Origin of the sequence: Dyadobacter subterraneus, assembly GCF_015221875.1 — a bacterium.
GTDB classification, from domain to species: Bacteria; Bacteroidota; Bacteroidia; order Cytophagales; family Spirosomataceae; genus Dyadobacter; species Dyadobacter subterraneus.
The window spans coordinates 4,110,140-4,125,888 of record NZ_JACYGY010000001.1 but is presented as its reverse complement, the minus strand read 5'-3'; the positions used below and the strand labels follow the sequence as shown (position 1 = coordinate 4,125,888).

Sequence of the window (15,749 nt, the reverse complement as noted above, 5' to 3'; positions counted from 1 at the left end):
ACTCCAAATATAAATGACGAAAGTGCCTTTTTTCGTGACATTGGTCAAAATCTGCTTTGACCACGGTAAACAGGCTGTTCGTCATGAAAACCGCTGCGCATCACACAAATCTTTCATAACCAGCACTGCAAATCCCATTTTTGATCATACTTATCTGAAAACAGGAATTCATGCAACGACTTGAAATCACTCAACTTACCAAAACTTACCCTAATGGCGTAAAGGCGCTCGACAATATTTCTTTGGAAATCTCCAATGGGATGTTTGGGCTGCTTGGGCCAAATGGCGCAGGTAAATCTTCACTGATGAAAATACTGGCCACGTTACTGCTGCCCGATAGCGGAAAGGTGTTTTTTGACGGAACCGATATTGGCCAAAACCAGCATTTTTTAAGAAGCAGGCTTGGATATCTTCCTCAGGATTTTGGTATTTACCCTAAAATTTCTGCGGTAGATTTGCTTGACCATCTCGCTGTTTTAAAAGGGATTACGCAAAAAAAAGAACGCAGAGAGCAAGTCGCTGCATTGTTGCAGCAAACCAATTTGTATGAAAGCCGGAAACAGTCAGTCAGCAGTTTTTCTGGCGGCATGCGACAGCGGTTTGGGATTGCGCAGGCTTTGCTTGGTAACCCGCAGCTGATCATTGCCGACGAACCTACGGCCGGACTTGACCCGCTGGAACGCAACCGTTTTCATGACTTGTTAAGTGAGATCGGCGAGCAAGTGGTGGTTTTATTATCGACTCACATTGTAGAAGACGTGCACGATCTGTGCCCCGAAATGGCCGTGCTCATGAAAGGAAAGCTGGTTTTGAAAGGGAAACCTGCATCACTTACTGAAAAATTACGTGGCCAGGTATGGCAAAAAACTGTCAGTAAAGGCGCCCTGGCCAGCTTGCAGGAAAGCAGCCATGTCATCTCGACAAGATTTATCGGCGGACAGATCCAGGTTCATATCCTGTCAACAACCCAGCCGGATTCCGGTTTTCAAATGATTGACCCAGGCCTGGAAGATGTTTACTTTGCCACGCTATTCGGTGCGCAGCGGCCGGGAAAGGGGAAGTCGGTATGTTAATGTCTTTGCTTCGTTTTGAGATCAGTTATCATTTCAAACAAATTACTTTTTTGATAGCTGCGATTTTGTTTTTTATCCTTGGTTTTCTAATGACACAAGGCAGCTTTGGAGGAGCGGAAGTGCATAAAAACGGGCCTTATGTAATCAGCTTTATCATTAGCCTGCTGTCAATTTTTTTGATTTTTGTCAGTGTGCTGTTTTGCAGCAGCGTTGTGCTCAGAGACAAATCCTCCGGGATGGATGCGCTGATTTTTTCCACCGGGATCAGTAAAAGTACTTATTTCAGTATCAAGCTGGCTGGTCTGTTTTTTTCAGTTTTAATCGTTATGTTTCTCTCAGCACCAGGCTGTCTGGCTGGATCGCTAATGCTGTCAGAGAGCCAGAGGGGTGGGTTTGAAGTGATGTATTATTTGCAGCCACTTCTACTGTTTGGGATCTCGAATGTGCTGTTTTGTGCCAGTTTTATCTTTGCAGCCGCCATGTGGACGCAGAATGTGAGTGCCGTATATGTCACAGGGGTATTTCTATTCATTCTTTATTTTACAGCTTCTATTTTTGGCAATTCTCCTTTGATGGCTACTTCGTCCTTAAAACCTGGTGCCCCGGATTTATTATCAATGCTGGCAGATCCGTTCGGATTAAATAACTTTTTTGGCGAAACAAAAAACTGGCCGGTCTGGCGTCGAAATCATGATCTTTATCCATTAAGCGGTGCATTTTTAGCTAATCGGCTGCTTTGGACGGCGACGGCTTTTTTTCTGATTTTTCTTGGTTACACCCGTTTTAAATTTAGTTTAAACGCTGAGAAGAAGAGTGGCAAAATCAGCGCTGCAACTGCAATAAGTCAGGTAGTAACATACCGATGGGTTGCTGCGGAGCCTTCCGGACCAGGATATTTCTTTTCAGCGTTAAGCTCACAATTACGTCTGGAATTGATTTTTCTTCTCAGGCAAAGGCATTTTCTGGTTATTGCAGCACTTTGGATGTTTCTCTATTCAGTAGAGCTAAAAGAAAACGTGTTTCACGGACCTTATGACATTCGTTTTTATGCAACCACTGCGGTAGTGATCGAGCAGTTGTTACCAATGCGGCTGGCTTTACTGCTGCTTGTTTTTTATGCCTCGGAACTCATTCACCGCGAGCATATTACCAGAATGCGGGCGCTAGTTTTTTCTTCACCTATGCCCAATGCGGTTTTGTTTTTGGCAAAAACAGTTTCGCTGGCAATATTGATTATAATGCTGATCAGTTTGAATATCATCGCCGGACTTAGCTTGCAGTTGATTTCAGGTTCTGAGCACATAACGTTTTTGCCTTACCTGCTTTTATATTACTACGCCGGGTTTCCGTTGCTGTTATTCTCTGTACTGATCATTTTTATTCAGGCTGTCATTCCAAATAAATATCTGGGCATGCTGCTGAGCCTGCTCATTGTGGGAATTAGTATTTTCGGAAAAATGCTCGGAATTGATCTCGCTCTGCTACGATTCGGTTCAACACCTGCGCTTGTTTATTCTGCCATGAACGGTTTCGGACATTCAGCCAAAGCTTTTAATGGTTTCATGGTGATGTGGACGCTTTTCGCCTTGCTGTTTGGTATACTTACCTCGCGCTGGTGGCCGGATGGCACGCAGGATACCTGGTGGAAAAGGATCAGGGCCGGTATCAAATCCCGGAATGTGCTGTTCAAATCTGCCGTAACTTTGATTGTTTTGTCGATCTTTTGCACCGGTTTTTACATTATGCAAAAAAGTGAAGGTGTAAATCTGGGTGAGGATGCCAAAAACACGATTGAATGGCAAAAGCGGTATGAACAAAAATACAAGCCGGCATTGACTAGCCCGCAGCCTGTAATTACTGCTGTCAAAATTAATACTGACATTAACCCTGATGAACAGCGATACACCGTCCGGGGCACTTACACTATAAAAAATGAATCGGGAGTCGCAATTGCCAGACTTTGGATCGGTGTTAATCCTGCGATAATTGTGAATAATTTCGGTATTACTGAGGCGTTTCAAAAAAGGTTTGATAAAGATTTTAATCAATACTTTTATGAATTAAAGAAGCCGCTTTTGCCCGGAGCAGAAATGTCTATCCGCTTTTCACTCCAGGTCCAGCGGACGGGTTACAGACCTTTTGATAGTGAACATTCGGTCGTCAGTAACGGAAGTTATATTGAACTGGAAAAATTTCTGCCGTTTTTCGGATATAATGAAAGTTTTGAGCTGCAAGATAAGCGCACGAGGGTAGAATACGGATTGCCGCCCAAGACAATACCAAATAGTACTGATATGCGCTATCACCTTGTAGATTTTGAAAACATTGTTTCAACAAATGTAGATCAACAAATAGTAACCGTTGGTACACTTCAAAAATCCTGGAAAAAAGAAGACAGAAGCTACTTCCACTATAAAACGCCACATCCCGTCACATTTATGTTTGCTCTGAGCAGTGCGCGGTATGAAGTGATGGAAGAAAAACATGGCGGTACAAAATTCCGGATTTTCTATAATTCCGGACAAACGAAGAACCTGCCAGCCTTGATGCGGGCTATGAAAGACGCCATCAGTTATGGAAATACGCAGTTCAGTAAATATCCGCTTCAACAGATCACATTGGCCGAAATTCCAGCTTATCGAGGCTCGGCAACAGCTTACCCCGGCGTAATTTTCAGCAATGAAAAGTATAATTTTCTTGTTGATGCCAGCGATACTTCACGCGTCGATTTTATCTATGCAACTACCGTTCATGAAACCGCGCATCAATGGTGGGCTAACCAGATCATTCCGCAAGCATGCGCAGGTTACGCGTTCCTGACAGAATCACTTGCCAAATACACAGAAGCGATGCTCTGCGAGAAGCGGCTGGGGAAAATGCTGCTTCGCAAATATCTCACGGCCGATAATGAGCTATATTTCAATATGAGAAATATCTCGGGTCAAAAAGAGCTGCCATTAAACAGAACATGGGAGCAGGCTTTTGTCTGTTACCAGAAAGGTGGTTTGGCAATGTACGCCATCAAGGAAGTTTTGGGTGAGAAAAGGGTGAATGACGCGCTCAAAAGACTTATTGTCCGTAATACATTTTTGGAGAAGAGATCATCACCTGACGATTTTATCAATGAATTAAATCAGGATTCAACCCCGTTTGAAAAGAGCATGATCCAGGACCATTTAAAAAAGGTAATGATCTATGACAACCGGATTAAAATTCTTTCATCCAGGGCGATCGGTCAAAATAAGTTCAAGCTCCAATTGCTGGTTACTGTTCAAAAAATGGATGAAACCGGTTTGAAAACGCAGAAGGTGCCAACCAATGATCTGGTAGATATTGCGGTATTCGGATCAGAAGAACCGACCTGGAACAGGCGCACAAAACCCATCTATTTTCAGAAGTACCATTTGATAAAACCTGAAACAGTAATTGAAATTGTATTGGACAAAATCCCGAAAGTCGCAGCGGTTGATCCTTACGGATATTTACCCGATGAAGATCAGAAAAATAATATCGTCACTTTTTGACTTCTTGAAACCTTAGCGGCTGAGATCTGGCTTTCTGTACCGCCTTTTTTAAGGTGATACAGAAAGCTTTATTGCAAGCGCATCATCCGCCGTTTTGTGGGTCGGACCATGTTACTTATCAAAGCGGCCAGGATTTTAATCTGTATAATACTAACGTTGATTTTGAAGGATTCAGATTGGAAAATTATTCAAACAACCGTGCGAAGTGATTTTCCAAATGGTTTCGCATGGCGTTTCGTAGTTTCTCCGGATTTCCGTTTTCAATAATTTCTACAAGTCCCTGATGCGATACAAAATTTGAATTTGCCGCATATTTGCGAAGCAATCCGCTTTTATGAACATAGTCAAAAACCGGCAGGAGCAAGTGCTGAAACTTCTTCATGGTTTCATTACGCGTTATTTCGTAAAGCTTACCATGAAAGGCAATTTCGTGTTCGATCTGAAAAAGCATGCGGTCGGATGACGATGGCTCATTCGCCACAAGTACTTTCAAAGCCGCGATATCTTCTGCTGTCACACGCTCCATAATAAAATCGGCCATACCAATTTCTAGAGAAAGCCGCATTTCAAAAATTTCTTTCAGTGTGTTATCATCAAGAATCTTTGGGTTCATACTTTTTTGAAGAATCGAAACCAGATCCGGACTGGTAATTACAGCGCCCCGGTGTTTTTTAGATTCAATAAGGCCCATCAGTCTCAGACGCAGCATAGCTTCCCTGACAACAGTCCGGCTTACACCCAGCGACTGCGCAAGTTCCAATTCTTTTGGAATGGAATCACCCACCTTGAAATTCTGCTGTATAAACAGCTCGATCAGATTGCTCTCCACCTTGTCAACCAGTGAGCTTGTATCGATGCTTTTGATATTTTGAAAGATATCTTCCATAGATTATTGATGCATTATGTCTGACAAAAATGGCGGATTTTACTCAATTTTCAAGTAGTTTTTGAGTTACAAATTTTAATCGCAAAAAATATATTTTCCAATAAGCTTGGAATCAAGGTTCTAAAACTTTTACCTTTATTATGTCATACATAATACAAATCTAAACTTAACCTCTTTATGAAATTAAATACTACCCGATTAAAAGTGCTTCTCAGCCTGACGGGGATCTTATTTGCTATGCTCTTGGAGGCCCAGCCGGTCAGGATCCTTACCGGTACGGTCGTGTCTGGTGATGACAAGCTGCCGCTCCCGAATGTTACCGTTCTGCTAAAAGGAAAAAATGTGGCGGTTGAAACATCTGTTGATGGAGTTTATTCAATTCAAGCCGGCAGCGGTGATCTGATTCAGTTCAGAATGGTAGGTTATGTGATGCAGGAAGTTCCGGCCGGCAGCGCCCAAAAACTGGATATCGTTTTGCAGCCGGATGTTTCTTCGCTTAATGAAGTTGTGGTAACGGGTTACGGTTCCAGCAGCCGGACCAAGATCACTTCATCCATTGCCAAGCTGGATTCCAAAGTGCTTGAAACAGGTATGCGCTCGAATCCTGCTCAGGCACTGGCAGGTACGATTGCCGGTGTACGCGTGTCAACGGCAACGGGTCGTCCGGGTTCTATCCCGACCATCACTTTGCGCGGCGGTACCAATTTCGATGGAAGCGGGAGTCCGCTGATTGTGGTGGACGGGCAGGTAAGAGCATCGCTTGCCGATATTAATCCGGACGATATAGAAAGTATGGAAGTATTAAAAGATGCCTCTGCAACAGCGATTTACGGTGCCAGAGCCAGTAACGGCGTTATTCTAATCACCTCAAAAAGAGGAAAGTCAGGATCTTCATCCATCACTTTTAAATCTAAAACCGGTTTTAATTTTCTCAACACTCCCTACGATTATCTGAATGCGGGTGATTATATCAAATGGACCAGGCTTGGGGTAGTCGAAGCGATCAAAAATGGTGTGACTACTTCTTCACTATTAAACGGCGTGGGTCCGCGTGGTACAGGAAATCTTTACAAGGATGCAAACGGGGTAATTCTGGATGGAAATTATGATTCCCGGGCAATTTGGAGCACGATGCGCCTGACGGACGAAAACCGCGAATTGCTCAGTTCCAATGACGGCTGGAAAACGATGAAAGATCCGGTGAAAACCAATGCCGCAGGAGCCTATGACCCCAATGGAACGAATGCAGATCTGATCTACAAGGATTTTAATTATGGTGATTATGCCTTCAAATCACCGGCCATTTCTCAGGATTATAATATTGGTATGAATGGCGGGAATGAAAAAGGAGGTTATTATGCCAATCTGGGTTATTATAACGAGGACGGGCTTTCGCTAGGCACATTTTACCGACGCCTGACTTTTACTTTAAACGGTGATTACAAAATCAAAAGCTGGCTCAAATCAGAAAGCAGCCTGTCTTTTGCCCGGGCCAACTGGCGGGATCAAACACTGCAAAACGGCGAAGCCAATTACTGGGGAAGAATGCTTTCTGCACCGCCAACCATGCGCGGTACAAACGCAAAAGGCGAACTGATTTTGGGTCGTGATGCCAGCGATGGAAATCCGGCGATCAATTTTGATAAATATAAAAGAAACAACCAGTCGGATAAATTTACGCTCGGGCAATCTTTCAAGGTTGATTTTAATAATGATCTGTTTTTTAAGATCGGCGGGATTATCATGTATGATGAATCGGTAGCTGAATCTTTCAATAAGGATTTCAGGATTGGAATCATGAGCCTTACGAATCCGAACACAGGCTGGAACCGCGACCGGGCAACTTCTGCCGGTTTTGACCGAACCATCCGGCAGACCTACAATGCGGTTTTAAATTACAAAAAAGCATTTTTAGCTAAAAATGATATCGATGCCATGGCCGGCTTTGAATATTATGATGAAGCAAATAAAGGTTTTACGGCAGCAGGTAAACTGGCTCCAACAGATGATTTTCAGGATCTGGCTCTGACGGTCAGTGATGCCAATACCCGCACGATTGATTCTTATCACAGTCAGGAGCGCATCATTTCAGCATTTGGTCGTTTGAATTACGATTACGACGGAAAATATCTCGCTTCATTTACAGTGCGCAGAGACGGTTATTCAAGATTAATTGGAGATAACCAGTTCGGCACATTTCCAGCTTTCTCGGCGGGATGGCTTCTGCATAAGGAAAACTTTATGGCTTCAACACAAAAATGGCTTTCGTTTATGAAGGTACGTGCGAGCTATGGGAAAAACGGAAACATCGGAATTGGAACAAATAACGGGATCGGTGTATATGAATTGCAGGGTGCTTACAGTTCACAAACCGCCTACAACGGAACCATCGGATTTTTGCAAACCGGAATTGCCAATCCTAATTTGAAATGGGAGAAAAGTAATACGCTGGAAGGAGGCGTGGAAATGGGTTTTTTCGGAAACCGCATTACTACCAATATCGCCGTTTATAACCGGGTTACGACAGACAAAATTGCCAGTGTGATCCTTCCAACTTCCTCGGGAATTTCAAGTATTCGTACCAATAACGGAAGTATGCGCAACCGGGGCGTTGAACTGGAAGGTATATTTAAAGTAGTTCAAAAAAAGGATTTTACCGTGCAGGTGGGTGCGAACGGTGCATGGAATAAAAACCTTGTTTTAAAACTGCCATTCAACGGAAACGAAAATAACCGTCAGGGCGGGCAGCGGATTTACGATCCGAAATCCGGAAAGGTGATTTGGGCCGGTGGCTTGCAGCAGGGACAGGAATATGGTGAAATTTATGGTTATGTAAGTGATGGTATAATTCGTACCGCCGAAGATCTGGCCAAGTATAACAAAATTGATATCGCGGCCGGAGAAGTTCAATATGGCGGTTCTGCCGGAAAAAGAGTGGCAAGCGCGGCGCTGATCTCGTCACAAAATTTAAACAAATCCACCTACATTTCCACCCAGCTTGGGGATATGATGTGGAAGGATATGGATAAGAACGATACGATCGATACCCGCGATATGGTTTCGCTGGGAAGAACCATTCCACGGTGGACAGGAGGATTTAACACAACGGTGCGCTGGAAAAATTTCTCGCTTTTCGCCCGTATGGATTTTGCTTTGGGACATAAACAAATGGATTTTCAGCAGATGTGGTCGCTGGGTAGTTTTCAGGGAGAATTTAACGCTACCCAGCTTGTCAAAGATACCTGGACTCCTGAAAATCCAAATGCAAAATATCCCCGCTACACCTGGGCAGATCAGCTGAATGCCAAAAACTTTGACCGACCTAGCAGCATGTTCTGGGTGAATTCTTCTTACCTGGCTTTCCGCGAAGTTTCCCTGAGTTATACCGTGCCTGCATCTTTGCTTCAAAAAGCAAAAATCGCCGGGCTCACCTTCACGGCCACGGGGCAGAACCTTGGTTATGTTACCAACAAAATGCTGAGCCTTCCAGAGCGGACCGGCTCGCAAAACAGCGCTTATACTATTCCTACAACCCTTATTCTTGGAGCCAATTTTACTTTTTGAAATGATGAAAAAAATCAGACTTTACTTATGCTGGGCGCTTCTTTCAGTGCTGGCGGCCAGCTGCCAGGATGCACTTGAACTGGCACCTGTGGATTATTTCGGAGATAATAATTTCTGGCAAAATGAGGCTCAGGTCAGCAATTTTATGGTTGGCCTGCACAAACAATTTCGTGACAACCAGTTTCAGTTTCTACGTTTGGGAGAAATGCGCGGCGGGATTTACAGCAATGTGGACAGGCAGGCTACTTCCCTAAATGAACTTCCCGTTATCGAGCAGCGTCTGGAAGAAACCTCGTCCGGGGTGAGCAGCTGGGCTGGATTTTACGCGCCCATTTTACAGATTAACTTGTTCATTCAGAAAGTTGAAGCCATAAATTTCCTGTCCGAAACCAGAAAAAGTTATCTTCTGGCACAGGCTTATGCGCTGCGAGCTTATTATTATTTCCATCTGCTGCGTACTTACGGTGGCGTCCCGCTTATTCTTGAAGCACAGGTTTTAAATGGAACAACCGATGCAGTTCTGCTTCGCAAGGCACGCGCGTCAGAAGCTGAGGTACTTGCAGCAATCAAAGCCGATGTAAATAAATCCATAACGCTGTTTGGTTCGCAGGCAATTGCTACCGATAAAAGCCAGTGGTCACCTAATGCTTCGCGTATGCTGAAAGGCGAAGTTTTTCTCTGGTCGGCCAAGGTTTATAATACGGCTGCCGATCTTGTCGAGGCCAAATCTGCGCTGAATGCCATAACCGGAACGAGCTTACTACCAAGTTTCGCCAACGTATTCGCTTACAATCAGAAAAACAATAACGAAATTATTTTTGCAATACGCTACAAAGTGGGAGAGGCTGAAATGACAGGTGTATCGGCTTATACCTATTCCACTTTTAACTTCAACGGACTGCATTATAAAGATTCTACGGCAAGTGCGGGCGTTGGAAATTTTTTGGTAGATCCACTGGTGCTGGCTGCCTCTAATTCGCAGCAGGTCATTCAGCGCTACGGTTATACTTTTGAGCTTTTTCAATCCTACGATCTTGCCGACGGCCGCAGAAACGCCACATTTTATGATTATTACAAAGTAAATACCGATGTAAAGCCTTTTGTAGCGACCATAAAAAACACGGCGCTGGTTAAATTTCTGGGTACGATTGATGCGAACAAACGTTATTTCTCGGATGACTGGCCGGTGTACCGCGAAGCAGACAGGCTTCTGATACTGGCTGAAATAGCAAATGCGGAAGGTGCAGATCCTGCGTCATTTATTCAACCGGTACGTGACCGCGCCTTTGCTCCGGGTAAGGATCCCAAGCCTTTTATAAGTGCTGGAAAAGATGCGAATGAACTGGCGATTTTCAGTGAGCGTACCAAAGAATTTGTGCACGAAGGAAAGCGGTGGTATGATCTCAGGAGAATGAAATATGGCGCTGAACCACTTATATTTAAGAGTGCGAATCATCCTTACGGACTTTTAGACAAAACCTCCCAGGCCTACCGGATTTTGTGGCCAATCGAGGCTGCGATCTGGACGAATGATCCGCTCGTGACACAGACGCCAGGATACAGTACTGCAAGACATAATTAAGAATAAGATCTCATCAAAAATATTTATGAACCTACAATTGAAAGGCCTCATTGCTGCTCCTTTTACGCCAATGAACCAAAACGGAAGTCTTAATCTGAACTTGATACCGGATTATTATCATTTTTTAAAGCAAAATAATATCTCTGGCGCATTCATATGCGGCTCTACGGGCGAAGGCGTATCACTCACGCTTACTGAGAAAAAGCAGGTAGCCCAAGCCTGGGCATACTGCGCGAAAGACGACAAGGAATTCACCACAATGCCGCTTCTTGGCGGAACCTGCATTGCAGATTGTATCGAGCTGGCCCAACATGCCAGACAAATTGGGCTGGATGCTGTTTCTTTTACCAGTCCGTTTTATTTCAAACCGGCAAATGTTGAAATGCTGGCAGAATGCATCATCGCGATCGCGGAAACAGTGCCGGATATGCCGTTTTATTATTATCATATTCCTGTACTGACAGGCGTAGGTTTTGCGATGTTTGATCTTCTAAAAGTTATAGATGGGCGTATTTCAAACTTTGCCGGTATCAAGTACACGCATGAAGATTTTATGGATTTCCAAAGCTGTCTCAATTATAAAAACGGGAAATATGATATGCTTTGGGGACGTGATGAAAACATGCTTTCCGCACTGGCAGTAGGTGCGAAGGGAGCCGTTGGCAGTACATTCAATTATGCCGCTCCACTTTATCATGAACTGATCGAATCCTTTCAGCAAAATGATATGGAAAAGGCAGGTTCCTTGCAGCAAAAATCCATTGATATGATCAGACTTCTGGGTAAATACGGCGGGATTTCTATTGGGAAAGCTTATATGAAACTTGTTGGTATGGATTGTGGTCAGTTTCGTTTACCTGTCAAAAACATGAGCACGTCACAATTTGAAGATTTTCAGTCTGATGTAGCTTCCCTGGATTTCGATTCCTTTAAATCAAATCATCACCCGGTGAAAACGACACATTAATGCAGCGCATCATCCTAATTTTCTGTTTTCTGTTTTGCTTACATTTTATGTGTTTATCAACTGCGCATGCCCAGGATCAAAAGGCTGATGAAATTGTCTGGACTGATCTTACTCGTTTACCTGCCGTCACACCGGGACAAAAAAATCCGGGTGTAGCCGGCGCATTTGCCGGAACGCATAAGGATGTTCTGATTGTTGCCGGCGGGGCAAATTTTCCTAATGGCATGCCTTGGGAAGGTGGAAAAAAGGTCTATCAGGATGCGATTTATGTTTTGAAAAAAAGTAAAGATTCCTACCAATGGATAACCTCTAAAACAACGCATCTGAAAGAGAAAACCGCTTATGGCGCAAGCGTTTCCATGCCGGACGGTATTGTTTGTCTGGGTGGAGAACAGCAAACCGGTATAAGTAAAAAAGCGTTTTTGATGCAGTGGGATGCTTCAAAAAATGATATTATTTTCAAAGACCTGCCCGATCTTCCAGTTGCTATGGCTAACGCAGGAGCGACTGGTATTGGTAATATTATTTACATAGCCGGAGGAGAAAATAATGGAAAAGCATCGGATGGATTTTATGCTTTGGACCTGTCTAAACCTGGTCCTGAATGGGAGATTTTACCTTCTGTTCCGGCTGCCATGTCGCATTCTGTCGTCGTTTCTCAAAATAACGGGAAGCATTCTTTGATTTATGTTTTGGGTGGCAGAAGCGCGACAGCCTCCGGTATCAGCGAATTGCACAGTACTGCTTTCAGTTACGACCCATTGAATAGAAAATGGCAGAAATTAAGTGATATAAGCGATGGTCAAACCGTAACTACTTGGTCTGCCGGAACGGGCGTTGCCAATGGGGCTTCATATATTATTTTGATTGGTGGCGACAAAGGCGACGTTTTTCATCAGATTGAAAAGTATAATGCCAACATTGCAAAAGCAGAAACGCCGGAATTAAAACAAAAACTGCAAGCCGAAAAAGTAGCTCTGTTAACTTTTCACAAAGGTTTTAGCAAAGATGTTTATTTGTACAACACCATTACCGATGCCTGGGCCAGGATTGGCGAAGTATCTGGCCCAGCCCAGGTAACAACCACCGCTGTAAAATGGTGTAATGATATTTTTATTCCAAGTGGAGAGATCAGGCCGGGCGTTCGGAGCGCGGTTATTACAAAAGGCACCATCCGGCACAAGCCATTTTTTTCCTGGATTGATACGCTCGTTTTAGGAATTTGTTTTCTTTTAATGACAGCCGGCCGCTTTATTTTTACCGGTAAGACCAGTAACACCGATGACTATTTCAAAGGCGGCGAAAGAATTCCACAATGGGCTGCCGGCATCAGTATTTTCGGTGCCAAACTTAGTGCCATCACTTTCATGGGGATTCCGGCAAAAACTTATGGCACAGATTGGACGTATTTTTTTCTTTTGATGACGATCATCATGGTAATGCCAATCGTCGCAGGTTATTTCATTCCATTTTACAGAAGACTTCACGTGACCTCGGCTTACGAATATCTTGGCAAGCGTTTCAATTACGGCTCGCGGGTGATGGCTTCTTCGCTTTATGTTTTGCTTCAAATTGGCCGTATGGGAATAGTCGTACTGCTTCCAAGCATTGCGCTGGCACTGGTTACCGGAATTGATATTAACATTTGCATTATCATGATCGGTGCGATCAGTATCTTTTTTACTGTAAAAGGCGGTATTGAAGCTGTGATCTGGGTGGAGGTTATTCAGGTTTTGATTCTTGCGTCGGGTGCCTTGTTTTGTCTGTTTTATCTTCCATTTCATATCAAAAACTGGGATTCGGGAATCTCGGCTTTGAACGGGGCAGAAAAACTGAAAGTCTTCGACTTCCGGTTTGATTTCACCCAGCCGACTTTCTGGGTTGTGGTGATCGGTGGAATGGCGATAAATCTTTTAACCTACGGAACCGATCAAACAACCGTGCAGCGATACCTGACTACCAAATCAGAAAAGGATTCGATCAAAAGTCTCAAACTAGGAGCCTGGCTAACCCTGCCTTCCACACTCGTATTTTTCTCGATTGGAACGCTGCTGTTTTTGTTTTTCCGGGAGCATCCTGCGCAGGTAAATATGGCTTTGAATGATCAGGATAATATTTTCCCCTGGTATATCGTAAGTCAGCTTCCTGCCGGATTATCCGGACTTCTGATCGCAGGAATTTTTGCCGCAGCCATGAGCAGCACTGAGGCCAGTATGAATTCGACAGCTACACTTTTGACAACCGATTTTTACCAAAAATTCAAACCAACTGCAACATCAACGCAGACACTTTTTTTCGCCAGAACAGCAACATTGCTTCTGGGAATATTTGTAACCTGTATCGCTTTGTACATGGCGCACAAAGGTGTCTCATCCCTTTGGGATAAGTTTAATACCATTCTTGGTTTGTTCACAGGTTGTATTGGTGGCGCATTTATTCTCGGGATTTTTACAAAAAAAGCCAGTGGCAATGGAGTGATGGCAGGTATGGCCATCAGCTGTTTGACGCAGATTCTGATTCAGCAGTATACCCAAATTCATCTTTTGATGTACGCATTTACCGGACTTTTAAGCTGCATAATTTTCGGCTACATTTTCAGCCTGTTTATGCCGGCTGAAAGGGATTTATCCGGATTAACCATGTATGAATAATGCGCAGAATCCTGCTTTATTTCTTACTGCTATTGTTTTCTAATGGTTTTGTAAATGGACAAAATGCAGTTGATAGTTCGCTGACATTGGGCACCGTATTTTCTGACCATATGGTTTTACAGCGGAACAAACCAATTGTGATTTATGGAAAAGTGAAAGGTGGTAGCCAGGTTACCATAAGCTTTTTAAACAAAAAACACACAGTAATTTCAGACGATTCAGGCCAGTGGAAAGCTGTTTTTCCGGCAATGAAAAAAGGCGGACCTTTTGAGATATTGGTCAAGGCGAATGAGCGGAAAGTTACGGTGTCCGATGTTGTTATCGGCGATGTCTGGATTTGTTCGGGACAATCCAATATGGAATTTCCACTTGAAGATTCAAAAACCGGTACGTCTGAGTTAAATCAGACAAATTTCGATACCAATATCCGTTTGTTAAGATTAGGCGGAATAACTTCTACCGGAAACGTCTCATGGGATTTTGCAACGCTCGAAAAAATAAATCGTTTTGAATTTTTCTCCGGCAGCTGGCAAAAACTAAATGCTATTTCAGCGGCTTCGTTTTCTGCTGTTGCCTACTATTTTGGTAAAAAGATAGCAACAGAAAATGATATTCCAATTGGTCTGATTCAGGTGGCTGTTGGCGGCTCACCTACGGAATCCTGGATCGATGAGAGCCTGTTGAAAAAAGATGACCAGATTGCAGGCATGTTCAAAAACTGGCAAGATGCATCAGAAGTCATGGAATGGTGCCGGCAGCGTGCTGCTTTTAATCTTGCCGATGCGAAGTCAGATCAACAAAAACATCCCTTCCATCCCGGCTATAACTTTAAAGCTGGCATCGCGCCACTGACAGATTTTCCAATCACGGGAGTAATCTGGTATCAGGGTGAAAGCAATGTCCACGATGTGGAATTGCATGAGCGACTTTTTGAAATGCTGGTAAAAAGCTGGCGGCAAAAATGGGGCTATCAATTTCCCTTTTATTATGTACAACTTTCCTCCATTGAAAGGCCTTTATGGCCTGAATTCCGGGATTCACAGCGTAAAATGTTAGCGGAAATTCCAAATTTAGGTATGGCTGTAAGTTATGATCTGGGTGATTCCTTAAATGTACATCCTGTTCAAAAAAAGGAGGTAGGAGAAAGGCTGGGGGCTTTGGCACTTAAAAATGTTTACCATAAAAAAATCACGGCAACCGGTCCAATTCCAAAGCGGGCCTCCGTAAAACACGATATGATTTTGCTGGATTTTTCCTTCGCTAAAAAACTAACGACTCCGTATGACCAGGTTTTAACGGGTTTCGAATTAATCAGTCAGCAGGGAAAAAGACTTCCAGCCAATGCTACAATTATGAAAAACAAAGTGACGATTGTAATTCCGGCGGGAGAGAAAATTACAACTGTTTTATACGCTTACCAGCCCTTTACCAGGGCAAATCTTTACAATGAAGCGGGACTGCCCGCTTCTACTTTTTCAATTTTGGTAAAATAAAAATCCAGA

At 43.6% G+C, this 15,749-nt stretch carries 9 protein-coding genes; 8 read left to right on the top strand and 1 reads right to left on the bottom strand.

The features are described 5' to 3' along the window. The first annotated feature begins 13 nt into the window (after window positions 1–13). The 3 genes from IEE83_RS17120 to IEE83_RS17110 are packed head-to-tail and all read left to right on the top strand — an operon-like array spanning window position 14 to window position 4,597. Window positions 14–184 carry a hypothetical protein gene (locus IEE83_RS17120; protein ID WP_194121750.1) on the top strand — a complete coding sequence of 57 codons (171 nt, stop codon included), beginning with the start codon at window positions 14–16 and terminating at the stop codon, window positions 182–184. After that, a complete protein-coding gene (locus tag IEE83_RS17115) occupies window positions 171–1,073 on the top strand; it encodes an ABC transporter ATP-binding protein (protein WP_194121749.1) in 903 nt (300 codons plus the stop codon). The genes IEE83_RS17120 and IEE83_RS17115 overlap by 14 nt, the downstream gene beginning before the upstream one ends. Next, window positions 1,073–4,597 (top strand): M1 family aminopeptidase, encoded by a 3,525-nt coding sequence (locus tag IEE83_RS17110; protein WP_194121748.1) that lies wholly within the window; start codon window positions 1,073–1,075, stop codon window positions 4,595–4,597. The genes IEE83_RS17115 and IEE83_RS17110 overlap by 1 nt, the downstream gene beginning before the upstream one ends. A gap of 184 nt (window positions 4,598–4,781) precedes the next feature. Here IEE83_RS17110 and IEE83_RS17105 read toward each other — a convergent pair whose 3' ends face one another. Then, entirely contained in the window at window positions 4,782–5,483 is a 702-nt protein-coding gene (locus IEE83_RS17105; protein WP_194121747.1) for a FadR/GntR family transcriptional regulator, read from the bottom strand. A gap of 177 nt (window positions 5,484–5,660) precedes the next feature. On the opposite strand from IEE83_RS17105, the gene IEE83_RS17100 reads away from it, so the two are divergent. The 5 genes from IEE83_RS17100 to IEE83_RS17080 are packed head-to-tail and all read left to right on the top strand — an operon-like array spanning window position 5,661 to window position 15,740. After that, complete coding sequence (locus IEE83_RS17100; protein WP_194121746.1) at window positions 5,661–9,047, top strand: SusC/RagA family TonB-linked outer membrane protein; 3,387 nt, start codon at window positions 5,661–5,663, stop codon at window positions 9,045–9,047. A gap of 1 nt (window position 9,048) precedes the next feature. Further along, complete coding sequence (locus IEE83_RS17095) at window positions 9,049–10,629, top strand: RagB/SusD family nutrient uptake outer membrane protein (RefSeq protein ID WP_194121745.1); 1,581 nt, start codon at window positions 9,049–9,051, stop codon at window positions 10,627–10,629. A 25-nt stretch (window positions 10,630–10,654) separates the two neighbouring features. Beyond that, window positions 10,655–11,596, top strand: a complete 942-nt coding sequence (locus tag IEE83_RS17090) for a dihydrodipicolinate synthase family protein (RefSeq protein ID WP_194121744.1) — start codon at window positions 10,655–10,657, stop codon at window positions 11,594–11,596. Between the two features lie 47 nt (window positions 11,597–11,643). Continuing rightward, complete coding sequence (locus IEE83_RS17085; RefSeq protein ID WP_194121743.1) at window positions 11,644–14,247, top strand: sodium:solute symporter family protein; 2,604 nt, start codon at window positions 11,644–11,646, stop codon at window positions 14,245–14,247. Next, window positions 14,247–15,740 (top strand): sialate O-acetylesterase, encoded by a 1,494-nt coding sequence (locus IEE83_RS17080; RefSeq protein ID WP_194121742.1) that lies wholly within the window; start codon window positions 14,247–14,249, stop codon window positions 15,738–15,740. The genes IEE83_RS17085 and IEE83_RS17080 overlap by 1 nt, the downstream gene beginning before the upstream one ends. Window positions 15,741–15,749 lie beyond the last annotated feature (9 nt).